The sequence below is a fragment of the Acinetobacter sp. 809848 genome (assembly GCF_000581275.1).
GTDB classification, from domain to species: Bacteria; Pseudomonadota; Gammaproteobacteria; order Pseudomonadales; family Moraxellaceae; genus Acinetobacter; species Acinetobacter pittii.
In genome coordinates, this window is the sequence record NZ_JEXG01000007.1 from 12,052 (window position 1) to 28,264 (window position 16,213).

Sequence of the window (16,213 nt, forward strand, 5' to 3'; positions counted from 1 at the left end):
AATGATTTAATCAATGTGCAGAGAACTTAGGTGGATAAAAATCGATAATTTAAAATAGACAAGGCAACAACAGGGGCAGTTTCTGTACGCAAAACTCGGTCACCAATGCACCAGTTCATAAATCCAGCTTGATTGGCTTGGGTAATTTCATTTTCACTTAGGCCACCTTCTGGGCCAATCAATAAGGCAAGTTCAGGCTGTATTCCCGCCAATACATCTTTTTGTTCTTTTTCTGGTGCTAAAACAAATTTAGATTGAGGAAGCTCAGAAGAACTTAACCATTCATGAAGAGAAATAGGCGCTAATACTTCTGGAACTAAGTTCAAGCCACATTGTTCACATGCTGCAATTGCAACAGCTTGCCAATGATCTAATTTTTTTTGATCGCGGTCGTATTTTAAGCGCATTTCACAACGCTCACTTGTTAGCAATTGAATCTGACTTACACCCAATTCAGTGGCTTTCTGAATGGCATAATCCATTCGATCGCCTTTACTCATGACTTGACCTAAAACAGCTTTAAAAGGGGCATCACGGTTTGCAGGGTTAAAATTCTCAATGGTGACAAACGCATTTTTTTTATTAATTTCGGACAAAGTCGCGAGATATTCACCACCTTGTCCATTAAATAGAGTCGCTTGTTCTTGTAGTTGTGCACGTAAAACACGCACCCAATGATGGAATACTGATTCTGTCAGTTGAATTGTTGAGCCAACTGTAAGTTCAGTTTCGATAAAAAAACGATTCATTGGGTACGCCTTACAAAATTAATTTAAACCAAGGTCAACAACAAGCTGACGAGTTGGTTCGACTTGGTTCATTGAGTAGAAGTGTAAGCTTGGTGCACCACCTGCAATGAGGCGTTCGCATAGCTTAACAACAACTTCATGACCAAAAGCTTTAATACTTTCACTGTCATCGCCATAGGCTTGTAATTGCTTACGAATCCAGCGAGGAATTTCAGCACCAGTACCATCTGCAAAGCGAATTAAATTACTTGCATTGGTAATAGGCATGATACCAGGAGCGACTGGAATGTTAATTCCAGCTTTTTCCAAACGCTCTATAAAATAAAAGTATGAGTCTGGATTAAAGAAGAATTGAGTAATTCCTGCATTGGCACCAGCTTGTACTTTTTCAATAAAACGTTGGATATCTGAGTCAAGGCTTTCGGCTTGAGGATGCATTTCTGGATAAGCCGCAACCTCAATATGAAAATGGTCGCCTGAGTGCTCACGAATAAAACGTACTAAATCTTGAGCATAAGGAAGTTCGCCAAGACCAACCTGTCCAGATGGTAAGTCACCACGTAAAGCGACAATACGGTCAATGCCTTGAGCTTTGTATAAATCGAGTAGTTCAGCAATACGCGTCTTATCATCACCAATACAAGAAAGGTGAGGGGCAACAGGAGTGCCTTTACCATTGAAATCTTCAATAGCAGCAAGTGTGCGTTCACGAGTAGAACCACCAGCACCATAAGTAATCGAGAAAAACTCTGGATTTAATTGCTGTAATTCTTGGTGAACAATACGAAGTTTTTCAGCACCGGCATCAGTTTTTGGCGGAAAAAACTCAAAAGAAATAGGTGTACGTTTAGTCATGTCAAATCCTTGTAAACAGCGAAACATTTTTAGAAAAAAGGGCAGTCGGTTCACCGTCTGCCCTTATGTTCTTAGTATTTGTAAGCGTCAGATTTGAATGGCCCCTCAACAGCAACGCCTAAATAATCAGCTTGCTCTTGAGTTAACTGAGTAAGTACACCACCGAAACCTGCAACCATTGCAGCAGCAACTTCTTCGTCAAGTTTCTTAGGAAGAACTTCTACGCGAATTTTTGCAGCTTTTTCACTTGCAGGTAGGTCGGCAAATTTCTCTTGGAATAAGTGAATTTGACCTAAAACTTGGTTAGCAAAAGAACCGTCCATTACACGTGATGGGTGACCAGTTGCATTACCTAAGTTTACAAGGCGGCCTTCAGAAAGAAGGATAAGGTAATCGTTTTCGTCTTCTGAACGATAAACTTGGTGAACTTGTGGCTTAACTTCAACCCACTTGTAACCACGTAAATAAGCCGTGTCAATTTCTGTATCGAAGTGACCGATGTTACATACAACTGCACCAGCTTTTAAGCTGTCTAACATTGCTGCATCGCACACGTGGTAGTTACCAGTAGTGGTTACAACAAGGTCAGTATTTCCAAGTAAGTCGTGGTTAATATCTTCTTTTTTGCCTGTTTGTACGCCGTTTTTGTATGGAGATACAACTTCATAGCCGTCCATACATGCTTGCATTGCACAAATCGGGTCAACTTCGGTTACACGAACGATCATGCCTTCTTGGCGTAAAGATTGAGCAGAACCTTTACCTACGTCGCCATAACCGATCACAAGTGCGCGACGGCCAGATAAAAGCATGTCAGTTGCACGTTTGATTGCGTCATTTAATGAATGACGGCAACCATATTTGTTGTCGTTTTTAGACTTGGTAACTGAGTCGTTTACGTTGATCGCAGGAACTTTCAAAGAACCGTCTTTCCACATTTCGATAAGACGTTGAACACCTGTTGTGGTTTCTTCGGTAATACCGTGAATACGTTCTAAAAGCGCAGGGTATTTTTCATGAACAAGAGCAGTTAAATCACCGCCATCGTCCAAGATCATGTTGGCATCCCAAGGTTGGCCATTTACATTAATCTGTTGCTCTAAACACCATACATATTCTTCTTCAGTTTCACCTTTCCAAGCAAAAACTGGAATACCGCGAGCAGCAATTGCTGCAGCAGCATGGTCTTGAGTTGAGAAAATGTTACATGATGTCCAGCGTACTTCAGCACCTAATTCAACAAGCGTTTCAATAAGAACCGCTGTTTGAATAGTCATGTGAATACAACCAAGAATTTTTGCACCAGCAAGTGGTTTTGAAGCTGCATAGCGTTTACGTAAGCCGATCAAAGCTGGCATTTCTGCTTCAGCAAGTTTAATTTCTTTACGGCCGTAATCAGCAAGAGAGATGTCAGCAACTTTGTAATCTGTAAATGAAGCATTAACCGCGTTCATCAGGATCTCCTAGGAAAAAATAGTATTGATCATTCTGTTCGCGGATGCCGTTGTTGGTTAAAACGAGCGTTTAACCGATCGTCGAGCCTGGCAAATTGATCTTTAGTGCCGATCAATTGTCGCAGCATCCCTCGACTAGCGAAACATTGTACTTGGAAAAGCTTTTAGTGCCAATCCAGTTTTGTTTATTATCTGCGTAATTATCACTTTAGATTCTAATTATGGCATTAAATATTCCCGAGTCGTTGGCAAGCCTAGAGTCAAACTGTGGCGTTTTTGCAGTTTGGATGGTGCTTCAGCATCATGGAGTACAAATTGATGTGGTTGAGCTGATTAATGTTTGCCGACACGATGAAGGAGGCACCTATACTATTGCCTTAGCTGTTGCTTTAAAGAAACTAGGATTTGAAGTGTCATTTCATTCAGATGAGGATCCTAGCATTAGCCAAAGCGAACGAATGAGCTATAAAGAAGCAAAGGTATTAAAAATTCCAACTGGACCAGCACTAAGCTATCAAGATATTCAAGCTGCAATTGAAAATGGAAAAATGGTGATTGTCTATTACGATACTTTAGCAGGTGTTGGAAATCAGTCGCTCATTTATTCTATAGATCAAAATGAAATCTGCTTTTTTGATAGTTTTGAACCTATGTCAGCGGCAGTTTTTGAAAAGCAGCGTCAAGTAGAGGGGATTTGCCGTCAGGCTATTGTGATTGATGATTGTAAGTTTCAGATGCATTCATCCAAATTGAATTAGATAAAAAGAGCCAGTAGAGTGCTGGCTCAATTGAAGTTATTTTTGTTGATATTCTTGAATCACTTCTAAAGCAGCGCGAAAAGCTTCTTGTGTAGCAGGGGCGCCGCAATATGGCAGGCTGTGTAATAAAGTTTCTTGAATCTCTTCAACTGTACAACCATTGTTGAGTGCACCACGAACATGGCCTTTGAGTTCAGTTGGTGATTTTAGTGCCGTGAGCATTGCCAAAGTAATTAATGAGCGATATTTACGAGGTAGCACACCTTCACGTTGCCAAGTCGATCCCCATGCATGCTCGTTAATCCAGTCTTGCACAGGCTGGGTAAAGGGTACGGTATTTTCTTGTGCACGCTTTACAAAAGCTTCTCCCATCACTTCTGTGCGAACTTTTAATCCATTTTCGTAATCTTGCTTAGACATTAATTTCTCCTAAAAATAAAAGCGTCGATTGACGCTTTTATGGCTGTTTATTAATTAATGCGAATCAAGTGTGATTGCAATAGTGAATTAGTGGAGGCATCAGTCACTAAATTTGATGAGGGTTCGACAAAGGAAGATCTTTATTTAAATCTTCATCAAACACATCTGTAAGCATGCTATCGAATCGAATTGCGTTGTATTGCAATAATTGTTGAGCTTCGCTTTCAGAAATAAAGCCTTCTTTTATCGCTTGTGCAATATTCTCTTCGAAAGTAAGTCCCGTAAATTTGCCTTTAGATTCAGCTTTTTTAAACTTATCCCAAAGTGGTTCAAGCGTTCGCAGGATTTGGAAAGTATGCTCTAAACGACCAGTTACATCATCGGCTTTGGTTGAATAAAATACATGATGTTTAAGCTGCTCTCTAAAAGGATGCTCCTGCATCATAAGTTCAGCGACTTGCTGTTTTAACTCATCGTCAGGTTTTGAAATGACACGTCCAAGAGGGAAACAGATCCATTTTACAAATGCTGCTGGAAGTTTAGCTGGGAAGTTTTCAAATAATCCCCAAAATGCTTCCTGAATATTCAAGAGCGCTTTTTGTAGAGCTAATTTAGCGTGAAGTTGTTCAGCTTCAGTTTTTTGTCCAGCTTCATAAAATTTTAATATCGCAGTAGAAATAAAGAGGTGCGCGTGAATATCTGCCAAGCGACCTGATAACATTTCTTTGCGTTTTAAGTCGCCTGCAAGTAGGCCAAGTGACATATCTGAAACAAGTGCGAAGTTGGCACTAAAACGATTAATCGTTTTATAGTAACTTGCAGTGAATTGATCTGCTGACTGAGGCGCATCGCTTGAGCCACCTGTCCAACCGTAGGCAAATGATCTAGCACCGCGGTTAAAGGTATAGGCTAAATGTTTAAATAACAAATCATCGAATTTTTTGACTGAGTTATTTTTATCTTCAGATTGAAGGAGTTGTAACTCTTCAAATAGATAAGGATGACAACGCATTGAGCCCTGACCAAAAATCATCAATGAACGGGTCAAAATATTTGCACCTTCTACCGTAATAGCAATTGGAATTGCTTGATAGGTAAGGGCAAGGAAATTACGTGGTCCAAGTTGAATAGCACGTCCTCCAGCAATATCCATTCCGTGATTTACGACTTTACGCATCGTTTCAGTTGCATAATATTTTGCCATAGCAGTCATCACGGCAGGTGTTCCACCTTGGTTTAGGCCACATGTCACTAAATAACGAAATGCTTCAAGCATATAGGCATCGCTGGCAATTTCACTGGTTGCTTCTTGTACGCCTTCAAATTTACCGACAGAAATATTAAATTGCTGGCGAATTTTCGCAAAAGCACCAACGGTTAAATAACTCATTTCACCTGCGGCTGTTGCTAGAGCTGGAAGGGAAATACCACGGCCTACACCTAAACATTCCATGAGCATTCGCCAGCCTTTTCCGGCATTTTCTTGACCACCAATAATCCAGTCAATAGGAATAAAAATATCTTCTCCTTCTACTGTTCCATTCATAAATGGTGAACCAGGATAATGGCGTGCTCCTATTTTTACACCCGTATGACTTGCAGGAATTAAGGCACAAGTAATACCGTATTCTGTTTTGTTTTTATCTCCCAGTAGGCCTTCTGGGTCATAAAGTTTAAAGGCTAGACCAACAACGGTGGCAATTGGCGCAAGCGTAATCCAGCGTTTAGAGAAATTCATGCGAAGTCCAAGGACTTGAGCACCTTCATATTCACCGTAGCAAACAACACCTGAATCTGGAATGGCGCCTGCATCTGAACCTGCTTCTGGGCTGGTTAAACCAAAGCATGGGATCTCTTCACCTTTAGCAAGGCCCGGTAAATATTGCTGTTTTTGTGCATCGGTACCGTAGTGCATGAGTAGCTCACCTGGTCCTAACGAGTTTGGAACCATACAACTCACAGCTGTGGTGAGTGAGCGGGAAGCAATTTTGCTCATAATACGGCTTTGGGCAAATGAGCTAAATTCTTTGCCACCAAAGGACTTTGGAATAATGAGGCCTAAAAAACCTTTATCTTTAATAAATTGCCAAACTTCTGGTGGTAGATCTTTTAAGTGATGATGGATCTCCCATTCATCTAGCATGCTACAAAGGAGCTCAACTTCATTGTCGATAAAACTTTGTTCTTCTGCTGACAAAGTTGGGTAGGGGTAATTTTCAAATTGTGACCAATCGGGTGCCCCCATAAATAATTCTTTTTCCCACCAACTGGTACCTGCCTCTAAAGCTTCTTGTTCAGTCGTACTGATGCTCGGCATTGAGTTTGCTAAAGTTTTATATGCAGGTTGAGTAATCAGATTAAAGCGTAATGGTGCAAATAAAATAATGATACTAAGGACAATAAGGGGAATACCTAAAAGGAGAGCCCATGGCGTTAGTATGAGTGCAGTAAGTATGGCTACAGCAATCGTAATAACACTACCAATGGTTCTGTTTAGATTAAAAAAGAAAATTGCCCATATTGCAAAAAGCTGAATGACAACGCTTAAAACAAAGAGTAGGAAAATCATACTTGCTCCTTGCTAGATAAGCCCTCAAGTTAGAAGTTACAAAAAAGCGAGGAGAGATTTAAGGCTTAACTAGCTAATTTTTAATGCTGTTTAAATTTAATTTTTTATGTCGCAATTGATGTATATGCTAGAGCAGGGATATATCGTACTTTTAGATATAAGATATTTTTAAGTGAAAGTGTAATGGGTTGTTTTATCGATTTGTCAAGAAATGTTATTGATTTTCTTATACAAATAAAAAGCCCTCTAACGTAGAGGGCTTTTATAGATATTTAATTTTTAAGCTTCGACAACTTGAACAGCGATTTTTTTAGCTGGATCTACTTTGCGACGAACTTCCGGCACTGGTTCACCGTGGTATTGACGATCAGCAAAGTAACTTGAACGAACCATTGGTGCAGACCAAATATTTCTAAAACCAAGTTTACGGCCATGCTCTGCATAACGTTCGAACTCTTCTGGCGTTACAAAGCGGTCAATTGGCGCGTGTTGTTTAGAAGGTTGTAAGTATTGACCAATAGTCACATAGTCAACATCATGAGCACGCAAGTCATCAAGCAAAGCAATAACTTCTTCTTCAGTTTCACCGATACCCACCATCAAACCACATTTTGTTGGGATATCAGGGCAATATTCTTTAAACATTTTTAATAAGTTTAAAGAATGTTGATAGTCTGAACCTGGGCGCATTGCTTTATATAGACGTGGCACAGTTTCGATGTTGTGGTTAAATACGTCTGGCGGACATTCAGTCATAATGCGTAAAGCAATATCCATACGTCCGCGGAAATCTGGTACTAAAATCTCAAGCAATGTATTTGGGCTTAGTGCACGAGCTTCTTTGATACAGTCCACAAAGTGTTGTGCACCGCCGTCAAGTAAGTCATCACGGTCAACCGAAGTAATTACTGCATATTTGAGCTTAAGATTAGCAATTGTCTCTGCCATGTGACGAGGTTCATCTGCATCGAGTGCATTTGGACGACCATGTGCTACATCACAGAAAGGGCAACGACGTGTACAAATATCACCCATGATCATGAATGTTGCTGTACCACCACCAAAACATTCTGGTAGGTTTGGACAAGCAGCTTCTTCACAAACGGTATGGAGTTTTTGAGCACGTAAAGTGGTTTTAATACGCTGAACTTCTTCTGGTGCCGTCATCTTGACACGAATCCAGTCAGGTTTACGCGGCACTTCAACCGTAGGTACAACTTTTACAGGAATTCTTGCGACTTTTTCTGCGCCACGAAGTTTTACACCCTGTTCAGGTTTACGGTGTTCTGACATATTTAACTTTTCCACTCGTTTATAGAGACATTGACATTGTATTATAGCGAACTTCTGCAGTTAATAGCGGAAAATAACTATTCATATAATAAATGTGGTTATTCAGAAATATAGGGTTGAGAAATACATAAATTCACCGCATATTAGCCATAATTTATTATAAAATATAGTCATTCAAGTGAGGAAGGAGCTTTCAATGCCACGTAAAAAAGAGGTCGTTAGTGGGAATTTCGTTAAATACGATGCGGTAGTTCTCGGTTCTGGACCTGCAGGTGAAGGCGCGGCAATGAAGCTTGCAAAAGCGGGTAAGCGTGTTGCAATTGTAGATGTGCGTGATCAACTGGGTGGTAACTGTGCACACGTAGGTACCATTCCAAGTAAAGCATTACGTCAAACAGTTTCTAGTATTATTCGCTATCAGCGCGATCCAATGTTTCAAAAAGTAGGTGAATGGAAACAGTTCACCATGAAACAGGTTTTGCGTAATGCACACAAAGTAATTCAACAACAGGTTGATACGCATACACGTTTTTACGATCGCAATAAAATCGGTGTATTCCACGGCCGTGCATATATTCAAGATAAAAATACAGTTTTAGTTTTTAGCCATGAAGGCATTAAAGAAACAATTATCTGTAAGCAAATCGTGATTGCTACAGGTAGTCGTCCTTATCATCCGCAAGGTTTAGACTTTGATCATCCTCGCGTATTCGATTCGGACAAAATCCTTGATCTTGATTATTCAATTCAAAAAATCATTATTTACGGCGCAGGTGTTATTGGCTGTGAATATGCCTCAATCTTTATTGGTCTAGATCATAAAGTTGACTTGATTAATACTCAGCAAAAATTATTAAGTTATCTAGATGATGAAATTGCTGATGCATTGTCTTATCACTTGCGTGAACAAGGTGTATTGATTCGTCATAATGAGCAAATGGATCACCTAGAAACGTTTGATGACCATGTTGTACTACATTTACAAAGTGGTAAAAAGATTAAAGCCGATGCGATTCTTTGGTGTAACGGTCGTTCAGGAAACACTGAAGGCTTAGGTCTTGAAAATGTTGGCTTAGTACCAAATAACCGTGGTCAACTTTCAGTAAATGATCAATATCAAACTGAAGTTGAAAATATTTATGCTGCTGGTGACGTGATTGGTTGGCCATCACTTGCTTCTGCTGCTTATGACCAAGGGCGTTGTGCTGGCGCAAACATGAGTGGTGAAGATGCGAAGCCAGTACGTGATATCCCAACAGGTATTTATACTATTCCAGAAATCTCATCAATTGGTAAAAATGAACAGGAACTAACGGAAGAGAAAATTCCGTATGAAGTAGGTCAAGCTTCTTTCCGTCATTTGGCTCGTGCGCAAATTACCGGTGATACAGTGGGTGAGTTAAAAATTCTTTTCCATCGCGACACTATGGAAATTTTAGGTATTCATTGTTTTGGTAATAACGCTGCCGAAATTATCCACATTGGGCAAGCAGTTATGCACAGCCCAAACAATACCTTGAAATATTTTGTTGAAACAACGTTTAACTATCCAACAATGGCAGAAGCATATCGTGTAGCTGCGCTTAATGGTATGAATCGTTTGTTTTGATTTTAAATAAGTTTTTCATAAAAAAGCCCGCAAACTTGCGGGCTTTTTTATTTTCATTAGACCATAGGTTTTTTATATTTTTATGACAATTTGCAGTATGCGTCTGGCTGTCTATATCTCTAGTGGGCACAAAATGCTTGATTAAAATATACAAATAAATCAGGAGTTTGTTTCCATAAAATGATTGAAGAGGCCAGCAGAGTAATCACGAGCAAAGTCATAATTGTTTTCAAAAGTAAGGCATTATGCGTCATGGATAACAGCCTCCTCATTTACAAAAAAATGTACGATTACCCCTAATATACTCAAAGCTATTGAACATAGCCAAATTGCATTGTAATTACCTGTTAAGTCATGGTTAACACCGCCAAGCCAGCCGCCAAAGAAAGAACCGACTTGATGGGTGAAAAACACAATACCACTTAACATTGAAAGGTATTTAACACCAAACATATTTGCCACGATGCCGTTGGTAAGTGGAACTGTAGAGAGCCATAGTAGCCCCATAATGACGCCAAAAGCATATACCGTATAAGTGCTTAGAGGTAATAGTAAAAAGGCGATGATTGCGATGCCTCGGCTACCGTAAAGTGCCATTAATAATTTAGGTTTTGAGAATCGATCTCCTAACCAACCTGCCCCATAAGTCCCCACAATATTAAATAACCCAACTAAAGCAAGAAACACGGTACCTGTAGCTGCATCAAAGCCGTGATCGATTAAATAGCCCGGCAGATGAACACCTAAAAAGACCACCTGAAATCCGCAGACTAAAAATCCTAAAGCTAACCACCAGAATGGCTTATGTTTTCTAGCAATATTCAGTACTTGTTTAAATGTGAGCTGTGGTTGAGCAATTGCTTTTGGTGTTTGATTGCTTGGTCCTTTTAGCATCCACGCTAGGGGAATGATAAACGCAATTAACAGTGCACTCACCATTAAAGCTGACGACCATCCTACCGTTTTAAGCAAGAGAAGGGTGGAAGGTAGCATAATAAACTGACCAAAAGAGCCTGCTGCACTGGCAATACCCATTGCCATACTTCTTTTTTCTGGAGGGGCAGCTCGGCCTACTGCACTCAGTAAAACCGTAAAAGAGGTTGCTGATAAAGCTAAACCAATAATAAGGCCTAAGCTTAAATTTAAAATGAGTACACTTGAACTAAAAGCCATTAAAAGTAGGCCTAGGGTATAAAGTAAGCCACCAACAGCAACCACAACTTTACTGCCATATTTATCTGCAATTGCTCCAGTAAAAGGCTGAACAGCTCCCCAGATCAGGTTCTGCATGGCTATCGCAAGACTAAAAACATGCTGTCCCCAGCCAAATTCATGGCTCATGGGTACAAGGTAGAGACCGAAACCATGACGGACACCTAATGAAAGGGCCAGAATAATTGCACTGCCAATCAGCATATAGATGAGGGACTGAGAAAATTGGTTGCCAGTTTTAGTCATGATTAATGGAAAATTATAATAATGATGATTTATTGTAGAAGATATATCGAAAAATATCGATATAGTTGGAGGGAATATTTAAGAAGAATTAAAAAGTTCTGAAGAATCGTATTTTATGAGAAGAAAATTAAAGAAGCAGACATCATTTTGATCTCTGCTTCTTGTAAAAATTAAGCTGCGGAATTACGTTCAAGTAATGCTTGTTCAAAAAGGACTTGTTCTTTTTCTTTATGTTCAGTCGTGAAGCGAATTAGAATTACGCTACAGCCTGCGACCATAACCAAACCACCTAAAATAAATAGACAAGTTTGAACATCTAGCAAACCTTTTAATAAGAAACCAGCTGCAACAGCACCCACATTGCCACCTGCGCCAATAATGCCTGCAACACCACCTAAAGCATTACGATCAATAAATGGTACGAGAGCATAAGTCGCGCCACAAGCCATGTGAGTAAACAAGGCAAAAATGGTCATAGAAATAATTGCAAGAGCGACCACATTCATTTGAGAGAAAAGAATCAAGAATAAACCTTCACCCAAAATCATGAGTACCAGTACTTTAGTGCGGCCATCTAAACCTTTTTTGAGTGCGACTTTATCGGAAATAATACCGCCAAGTGCACGAGCAAAGAGTGCAAGAAGACCAAATATCCCCGCGGTTAAACCAGCAGTTTTTAAATCCATTTTGAAATGATCAACATAGTACATTGCTGCAACGTTATGGATAAAAATTTCAATCCCGAAACATGCACCGTAAGCCACAAATAAAATCCAGACACGGTAGTTACGGGCAGCTTGCATCAAAATTGCCATGCCACCTTTTTTACCACTGCCAACTTCAATCCCTTGTGCGCGGACTTCTTTGAAGTTTCCTTGAGGACAGTCTTGGGTGAGTTTCCAGTAAAGAATACCAACAATGACCATCATTACGCCTGGTACGATTAGTGCAACACGCCAGCCCATAGTTTGTTCGACACCGAACATGACAATTGCACCAAGTAATAAAGGCATTAGAGCTTGGGTTGCACCGCCACCAGCATTACCCCAACCAGCTGCTGCCGCATTTGCTGTACCTACAACATTAGGTGCAAACATAACGCTTGTATGATATTGCGTAATAACAAAGCTTGCGCCAATTGCACCAATCAGTAAGCGGAAGAATAAAAAAGACTCATAACTGTTAGCAGCAGCAACCCCAAATACAGGAATACTGCCAAGCAAGAGAAGAGCTGTATAGGTAATCCTCGGGCCATATTTATCACAAAGTGGGCCGACAGCGAGTCGTACTAAAATCGTAATTGCAACGGCGGCAATATTGATATTGGCAATTTGGTCTTTGGTTAAGCCGAACTCACCTTTAATAACCGGCATTAATGGTGCGCAAGCAAACCATGCGAAGAAGCACACAAAGAATGCGAGCCATGTCATGTGGAAAGCGCGCATTGCAGGAGTAGAAAAGCTAAATAATTTTATTTCAGTTGCTTTTTTTGCATCTAGATTGATATTTGAAGACATACGCCGTCCCTCTGAACTGAACGAAATTTTAATTTGCATGGCAATTTATTGCCTATCTGCAGACCGATCAGAGCGGACATCGTTGGCCGTCTTGGTTTATTCATTGAATCATCGTTGACTCATCTCGCTATGAATAAAGCAAAGCTTGTGCCAAAAAATTAATTTTACTAAAAAGGAAAAATTACTTTCTAATTCTATTGAGTTAGTTTATTAAAAATAAAATTAATTAAAAAACAGAAATAAATCAGTAAATGCTCATAAGAGAGGAAGGCGGTAAATTTTTTCAATCGGCTTTATAAAAGTGCTCATTTTTTTAGCATTTTGATTTAAAAAGAAGCAAAATATAGAAAAAAAGAAAGCTATAAAAACGTGCATAAGTTTTTATAGCTTTGGGTGACACAAAAATTAGAAGCGGTAACCGACACCAACATATGTAATGAGTGGGTCAATATCAATTTTGGTATTCGCTTTAATTAGCTCTTTACCTGTATTTTGGTCAGTCACATATATTTTTGCTTCACTATTCATTTTGGAATATGAAACTGAACCAACAGCAAACCAGTTTGGGTTGAAGTCATAAGATGCACCTAGAGTCACAATAGGGGCAAAAGTATCGGTTGCTTCTAGTTTAACGATAGGATTTGCTGATGATGTGTTGCGATCTAATGCTGCACCAGCTTTACCATCATGGATATTCTGGATCATGTGACCCGCTTGAATTAAATCGGCCTCAATACCGGGATTCATTTTTAAATCATTAAAGTATGCATACATCACGCCAGCTCCGATATAAGGACGGAACTTATTTACCCCTGATTTACCAAATTGATAATGTAGTTCAACGGCTGGTAACCATGCACGAGCAGTCGCAGCCTTACCTCCCTGAGAAAGATCAGTAATATGCAGGTCTTGTTTTAAAGGAATATCTCCCCCCGCCTCGGAAATTCCATCTCCTATGATTCCTCCTATTAAAGATCCGTCTTTTAGAGGAGTCGCTTTTCCAGAAAGGGGAGCATAAATATTACCTTTTCCATTAATATCTACTTTAGGAGGAATACCACCTTTAATTTCTAAAGATAAATTGTCCGTAAAGTTGTAATTAAACATAAGACCAACAGTATCAACATCAGCAGCTTCTAAGCCAGAACCTTGTTGTTGCCATTGAGAAAGACCATTAACTTCTGCTGTACCTGCAAGTGATGAGGGAAGAGTGTCTGTAAACTTATCAAGAAGGCTAATAGTGCTATACCAGAATTTTCCTGAAGTTTTACTTTGGTCGATTGCATCTAAAACGGCTTTTGTAGATACATCTCCAACTTTAGATGTTGTACCTTCTGCAACGCTAGTATTGATATTGACAGGGTTTCCTGAGCCTTGAGGCATAGCATGGAGCCAACCAGCAGAGACAGAAAAACGTTTGAAGCCATCGCCATCTTTAAAACTAAAATATGGTGAAGCGGCATAAGTGAATGTTGGCAGAGCAAAAAAGGCAGCTGTCATACAAAATAATGACTTTTTCATCATAAAAGGACTCCATGTCCGACATTTGTTTACTGATTTTTATTGAGCCCACCATACCCTGTTTTATTGAATAGATTGTGTATTAAAAATTAATAATTGTAATTTTTTTGAAATATTTGTTTATATTTGGAAAGATTTATTAATAAAAAGTACATAATAAATAATAAAAGGCTACACAAAGTAGCCTTTTATTTAAGTTTTTTAAATTATTGGTTGAAGCGAGATAAGTCTTCTTCTGGACGAGCAGTTAAGACTTCAATGCCTGTTTGGGTAACTAAAATAGTATGTTCATATTGAGCTGAAAGTTTATGGTCTTTCGTTACGACAGTCCATTTGTCACCTAACAATTTAGTTTGCCATACGCCAGCATTTACCATAGGTTCAATTGTAAAAGTCATACCTGCTTCCAGACGCATACCTGTACCAGCTTGACCATAATGGAGTACTTGAGGTTCATCATGGAAAACAGTTCCAATACCGTGACCACAATATTCGCGTACTACACTAAAACGTTCTGATTCGACATACTTTTGGATTGCATGGCCGATATCACCTAAATATGAACCATCTCTAACAGTTGCCATCCCACGATACATCGCTTCTTGAGCAACTTTGCATAGACGGTTGGCTAAAATAGAAGTTTCACCACCAACGACATACATCATGTTGGTATCGCCGTGATAACCATCTTTAATGACAGTAACGTCAATATTAAGGATGTCACCATTTTTTAAAATTTTATTTTCAGAGGGAATACCATGACAGACAACATGGTTAACCGAAGTACAAATAGAGTGTTGAAAAGCAGGGCGCCCAGGAGCTCCACCATAGCCTACACATGCAGGAATAGCATGTTGCACATTTTCAATGTGATTACGACAAATGGTATCAAGTTCAAGTGTACTTACACCTGCCTTAATATGGGGCTTGATCATCTCTAGAACTTCAGCCGCCAGTCGTCCTGCAATGCGCATTTTTTCAATTTCATCTGGAGTTTTGATTAATCGACGTGGAGCTGTATAAGTACTGTTCATGATCTCTAAAAACTTTTGGTAATTTACAAGCGTCTATGGTATAAATAGCCGCCCATTTTATCAAATGCTTTTCGTGAATATCTTTTACGAACAATTTTGATAGATGGAGTAAAAAATCCGCACATATATCGTCACATTACTCTGGGTGCCCGTAAAAAGGTGGAGAATGCGGATATATGGAGGCCTAACCCAACTTTTAAGGTAAAGAAAATGGCAGATTACAACGTAAGCATGCGCGACCTTCTTCAAGCAGGTGCGCACTTTGGTCACCAAACTCGTTTCTGGAACCCAAAAATGCGTCAATACATTTTTGGCGCGCGCAACAAAATTCACATCATCAACCTTGAGCACACTGTTCCTGCGTTAAATGATGCTTTGAACTTCGCTAACCAATTAGCAAGCAAAAAGAACAAAGTTTTGTTCGTTGGTACAAAACGTGCTGCTTCTAACATCATCCGTGAACAAGCTCAACGCGCTGGTCAACCATATGTAGATCACCGTTGGTTAGGTGGTATGTTGACGAACTGGAAAACACTTCGCCAATCTATCAACCGTTTAAAAGATCTTCAAACTCAATCTCAAGATGGTACTTTTGCTAAGCTTACTAAACGTGAAGCTTTAGAACGTGCTCGTGAGATGGAAAAACTTGAGCGCTCTTTAGGCGGCGTTAAAAACATGGGTGGTTTACCTGACGCATTATTTGTAATCGACGTTGATCACGAAGCGATTGCAATCAAAGAAGCTAAGAACTTAGGTATTCCTGTTATCGGTATCGTTGATACAAACTCTAACCCAGACAACGTTGATTACGTTATTCCTGGTAACGATGATGCGATCCGTGCAGTAACTCTATATGCTTCAGCTATGGCTGACGCAATTCTTGCTGGTAAAGAATACGCTCAATCTCAAGCGAACGCTCAAGCAAAAGGCGATGACGCTGCGAAAGACGCTTCTGAGGCTTAATGCGTTTTGACGC

13 protein-coding genes are annotated in these 16,213 nt (G+C 39.7%); 3 read left to right on the forward strand and 10 right to left on the reverse strand.

Annotation, left to right across the window (positions count from 1 at the left end):
* Positions 1-26: 26 nt before the first annotated feature.
* The 3 genes from J536_RS09930 to ahcY form a co-directional block, all read right to left on the reverse strand.
* A complete protein-coding gene (locus J536_RS09930) occupies positions 27-749 on the reverse strand; it encodes a 16S rRNA (uracil(1498)-N(3))-methyltransferase (RefSeq protein WP_014207254.1) in 723 nt (240 codons plus the stop codon).
* 18 nt (positions 750-767) lie between these two features.
* Positions 768-1,604, reverse strand: a complete 837-nt coding sequence (gene metF, locus J536_RS09935; RefSeq protein ID WP_000167014.1) for a methylenetetrahydrofolate reductase [NAD(P)H] — start codon at positions 1,602-1,604, stop codon at positions 768-770.
* Positions 1,605-1,675: 71 nt separating this feature from the next.
* Positions 1,676-3,058: an adenosylhomocysteinase gene (gene ahcY / locus J536_RS09940; RefSeq protein ID WP_032055391.1), complete on the reverse strand. Its 1,383-nt coding sequence runs from the start codon at positions 3,056-3,058 to the stop codon at positions 1,676-1,678.
* 221 nt (positions 3,059-3,279) lie between these two features.
* Between ahcY and J536_RS09945 the strand changes: the two genes are divergently transcribed.
* Positions 3,280-3,816 (forward strand): cysteine peptidase family C39 domain-containing protein, encoded by a 537-nt coding sequence (locus tag J536_RS09945; protein ID WP_032055393.1) that lies wholly within the window; start codon positions 3,280-3,282, stop codon positions 3,814-3,816.
* Positions 3,817-3,852: 36 nt separating this feature from the next.
* Here the strand turns inward: J536_RS09945 and J536_RS09950 are convergent, their stop codons facing one another.
* The 3 genes from J536_RS09950 to lipA all read right to left on the reverse strand — a co-directional run bounded on the left by J536_RS09950 (position 3,853) and on the right by lipA (position 8,098).
* The gene (locus J536_RS09950) at positions 3,853-4,236 is read right to left on the reverse strand and encodes a carboxymuconolactone decarboxylase family protein (protein WP_032055395.1); all 384 of its coding nucleotides are present in this window, start codon (positions 4,234-4,236) and stop codon (positions 3,853-3,855) included.
* Between the two features lie 106 nt (positions 4,237-4,342).
* Positions 4,343-6,805: an acyl-CoA dehydrogenase gene (locus tag J536_RS09955; RefSeq protein WP_032055399.1), complete on the reverse strand. Its 2,463-nt coding sequence runs from the start codon at positions 6,803-6,805 to the stop codon at positions 4,343-4,345.
* Between the two features lie 279 nt (positions 6,806-7,084).
* Positions 7,085-8,098: a lipoyl synthase gene (gene lipA, locus J536_RS09960; protein WP_002118167.1), complete on the reverse strand. Its 1,014-nt coding sequence runs from the start codon at positions 8,096-8,098 to the stop codon at positions 7,085-7,087.
* Between the two features lie 196 nt (positions 8,099-8,294).
* Here lipA and sthA point away from each other — a divergent pair, with 196 nt between their 5' ends.
* Positions 8,295-9,707: a Si-specific NAD(P)(+) transhydrogenase gene (gene sthA / locus J536_RS09965; protein ID WP_002118117.1), complete on the forward strand. Its 1,413-nt coding sequence runs from the start codon at positions 8,295-8,297 to the stop codon at positions 9,705-9,707.
* A 243-nt stretch (positions 9,708-9,950) separates the two neighbouring features.
* Here sthA and J536_RS09975 read toward each other — a convergent pair whose 3' ends face one another.
* The 4 genes from J536_RS09975 to map form a co-directional block, all read right to left on the reverse strand.
* Positions 9,951-11,165, reverse strand: coding sequence for an MFS transporter (locus J536_RS09975; RefSeq protein WP_032062815.1), 1,215 nt, complete (start codon positions 11,163-11,165; stop codon positions 9,951-9,953).
* A 170-nt stretch (positions 11,166-11,335) separates the two neighbouring features.
* The gene (locus J536_RS09980; protein WP_005068199.1) at positions 11,336-12,682 is read right to left on the reverse strand and encodes an MFS transporter; all 1,347 of its coding nucleotides are present in this window, start codon (positions 12,680-12,682) and stop codon (positions 11,336-11,338) included.
* 405 nt (positions 12,683-13,087) lie between these two features.
* Complete coding sequence (locus tag J536_RS09985; RefSeq protein ID WP_032062817.1) at positions 13,088-14,206, reverse strand: OmpW/AlkL family protein; 1,119 nt, start codon at positions 14,204-14,206, stop codon at positions 13,088-13,090.
* Between the two features lie 203 nt (positions 14,207-14,409).
* Positions 14,410-15,237, reverse strand: a complete 828-nt coding sequence (gene map / locus J536_RS09990) for a type I methionyl aminopeptidase (protein ID WP_002118165.1) — start codon at positions 15,235-15,237, stop codon at positions 14,410-14,412.
* A gap of 210 nt (positions 15,238-15,447) precedes the next feature.
* Here map and rpsB point away from each other — a divergent pair, with 210 nt between their 5' ends.
* Positions 15,448-16,200: a 30S ribosomal protein S2 gene (rpsB, locus tag J536_RS09995; protein WP_002118204.1), complete on the forward strand. Its 753-nt coding sequence runs from the start codon at positions 15,448-15,450 to the stop codon at positions 16,198-16,200.
* The last annotated feature ends 13 nt before the right edge of the window (positions 16,201-16,213 follow it).

Bases quoted from the DNA above. Each gene is read 5' to 3' on its own strand.
- J536_RS09975 (WP_032062815.1), bottom strand. From the start codon at position 11,165: ATGACTAAAACTGGCAACCAATTTTCTCAGTCCCTCATCTATATGCTG.
- rpsB (WP_002118204.1), top strand. From the start codon at position 15,448: ATGGCAGATTACAACGTAAGCATGCGCGACCTTCTTCAAGCAGGTGCG.
- metF (WP_000167014.1), bottom strand. From the start codon at position 1,604: ATGACTAAACGTACACCTATTTCTTTTGAGTTTTTTCCGCCAAAAACT.
- map (WP_002118165.1), bottom strand. From the start codon at position 15,237: ATGAACAGTACTTATACAGCTCCACGTCGATTAATCAAAACTCCAGAT.
- ahcY (WP_032055391.1), bottom strand. From the start codon at position 3,058: ATGAACGCGGTTAATGCTTCATTTACAGATTACAAAGTTGCTGACATC.
- J536_RS09985 (WP_032062817.1), bottom strand. From the start codon at position 14,206: ATGATGAAAAAGTCATTATTTTGTATGACAGCTGCCTTTTTTGCTCTG.
- J536_RS09930 (WP_014207254.1), bottom strand. From the start codon at position 749: ATGAATCGTTTTTTTATCGAAACTGAACTTACAGTTGGCTCAACAATT.
- J536_RS09955 (WP_032055399.1), bottom strand. From the start codon at position 6,805: ATGATTTTCCTACTCTTTGTTTTAAGCGTTGTCATTCAGCTTTTTGCA.
- J536_RS09950 (WP_032055395.1), bottom strand. From the start codon at position 4,236: ATGTCTAAGCAAGATTACGAAAATGGATTAAAAGTTCGCACAGAAGTG.
- J536_RS09980 (WP_005068199.1), bottom strand. From the start codon at position 12,682: ATGTCTTCAAATATCAATCTAGATGCAAAAAAAGCAACTGAAATAAAA.
- lipA (WP_002118167.1), bottom strand. From the start codon at position 8,098: ATGTCAGAACACCGTAAACCTGAACAGGGTGTAAAACTTCGTGGCGCA.
- sthA (WP_002118117.1), top strand. From the start codon at position 8,295: ATGCCACGTAAAAAAGAGGTCGTTAGTGGGAATTTCGTTAAATACGAT.
- J536_RS09945 (WP_032055393.1), top strand. From the start codon at position 3,280: ATGGCATTAAATATTCCCGAGTCGTTGGCAAGCCTAGAGTCAAACTGT.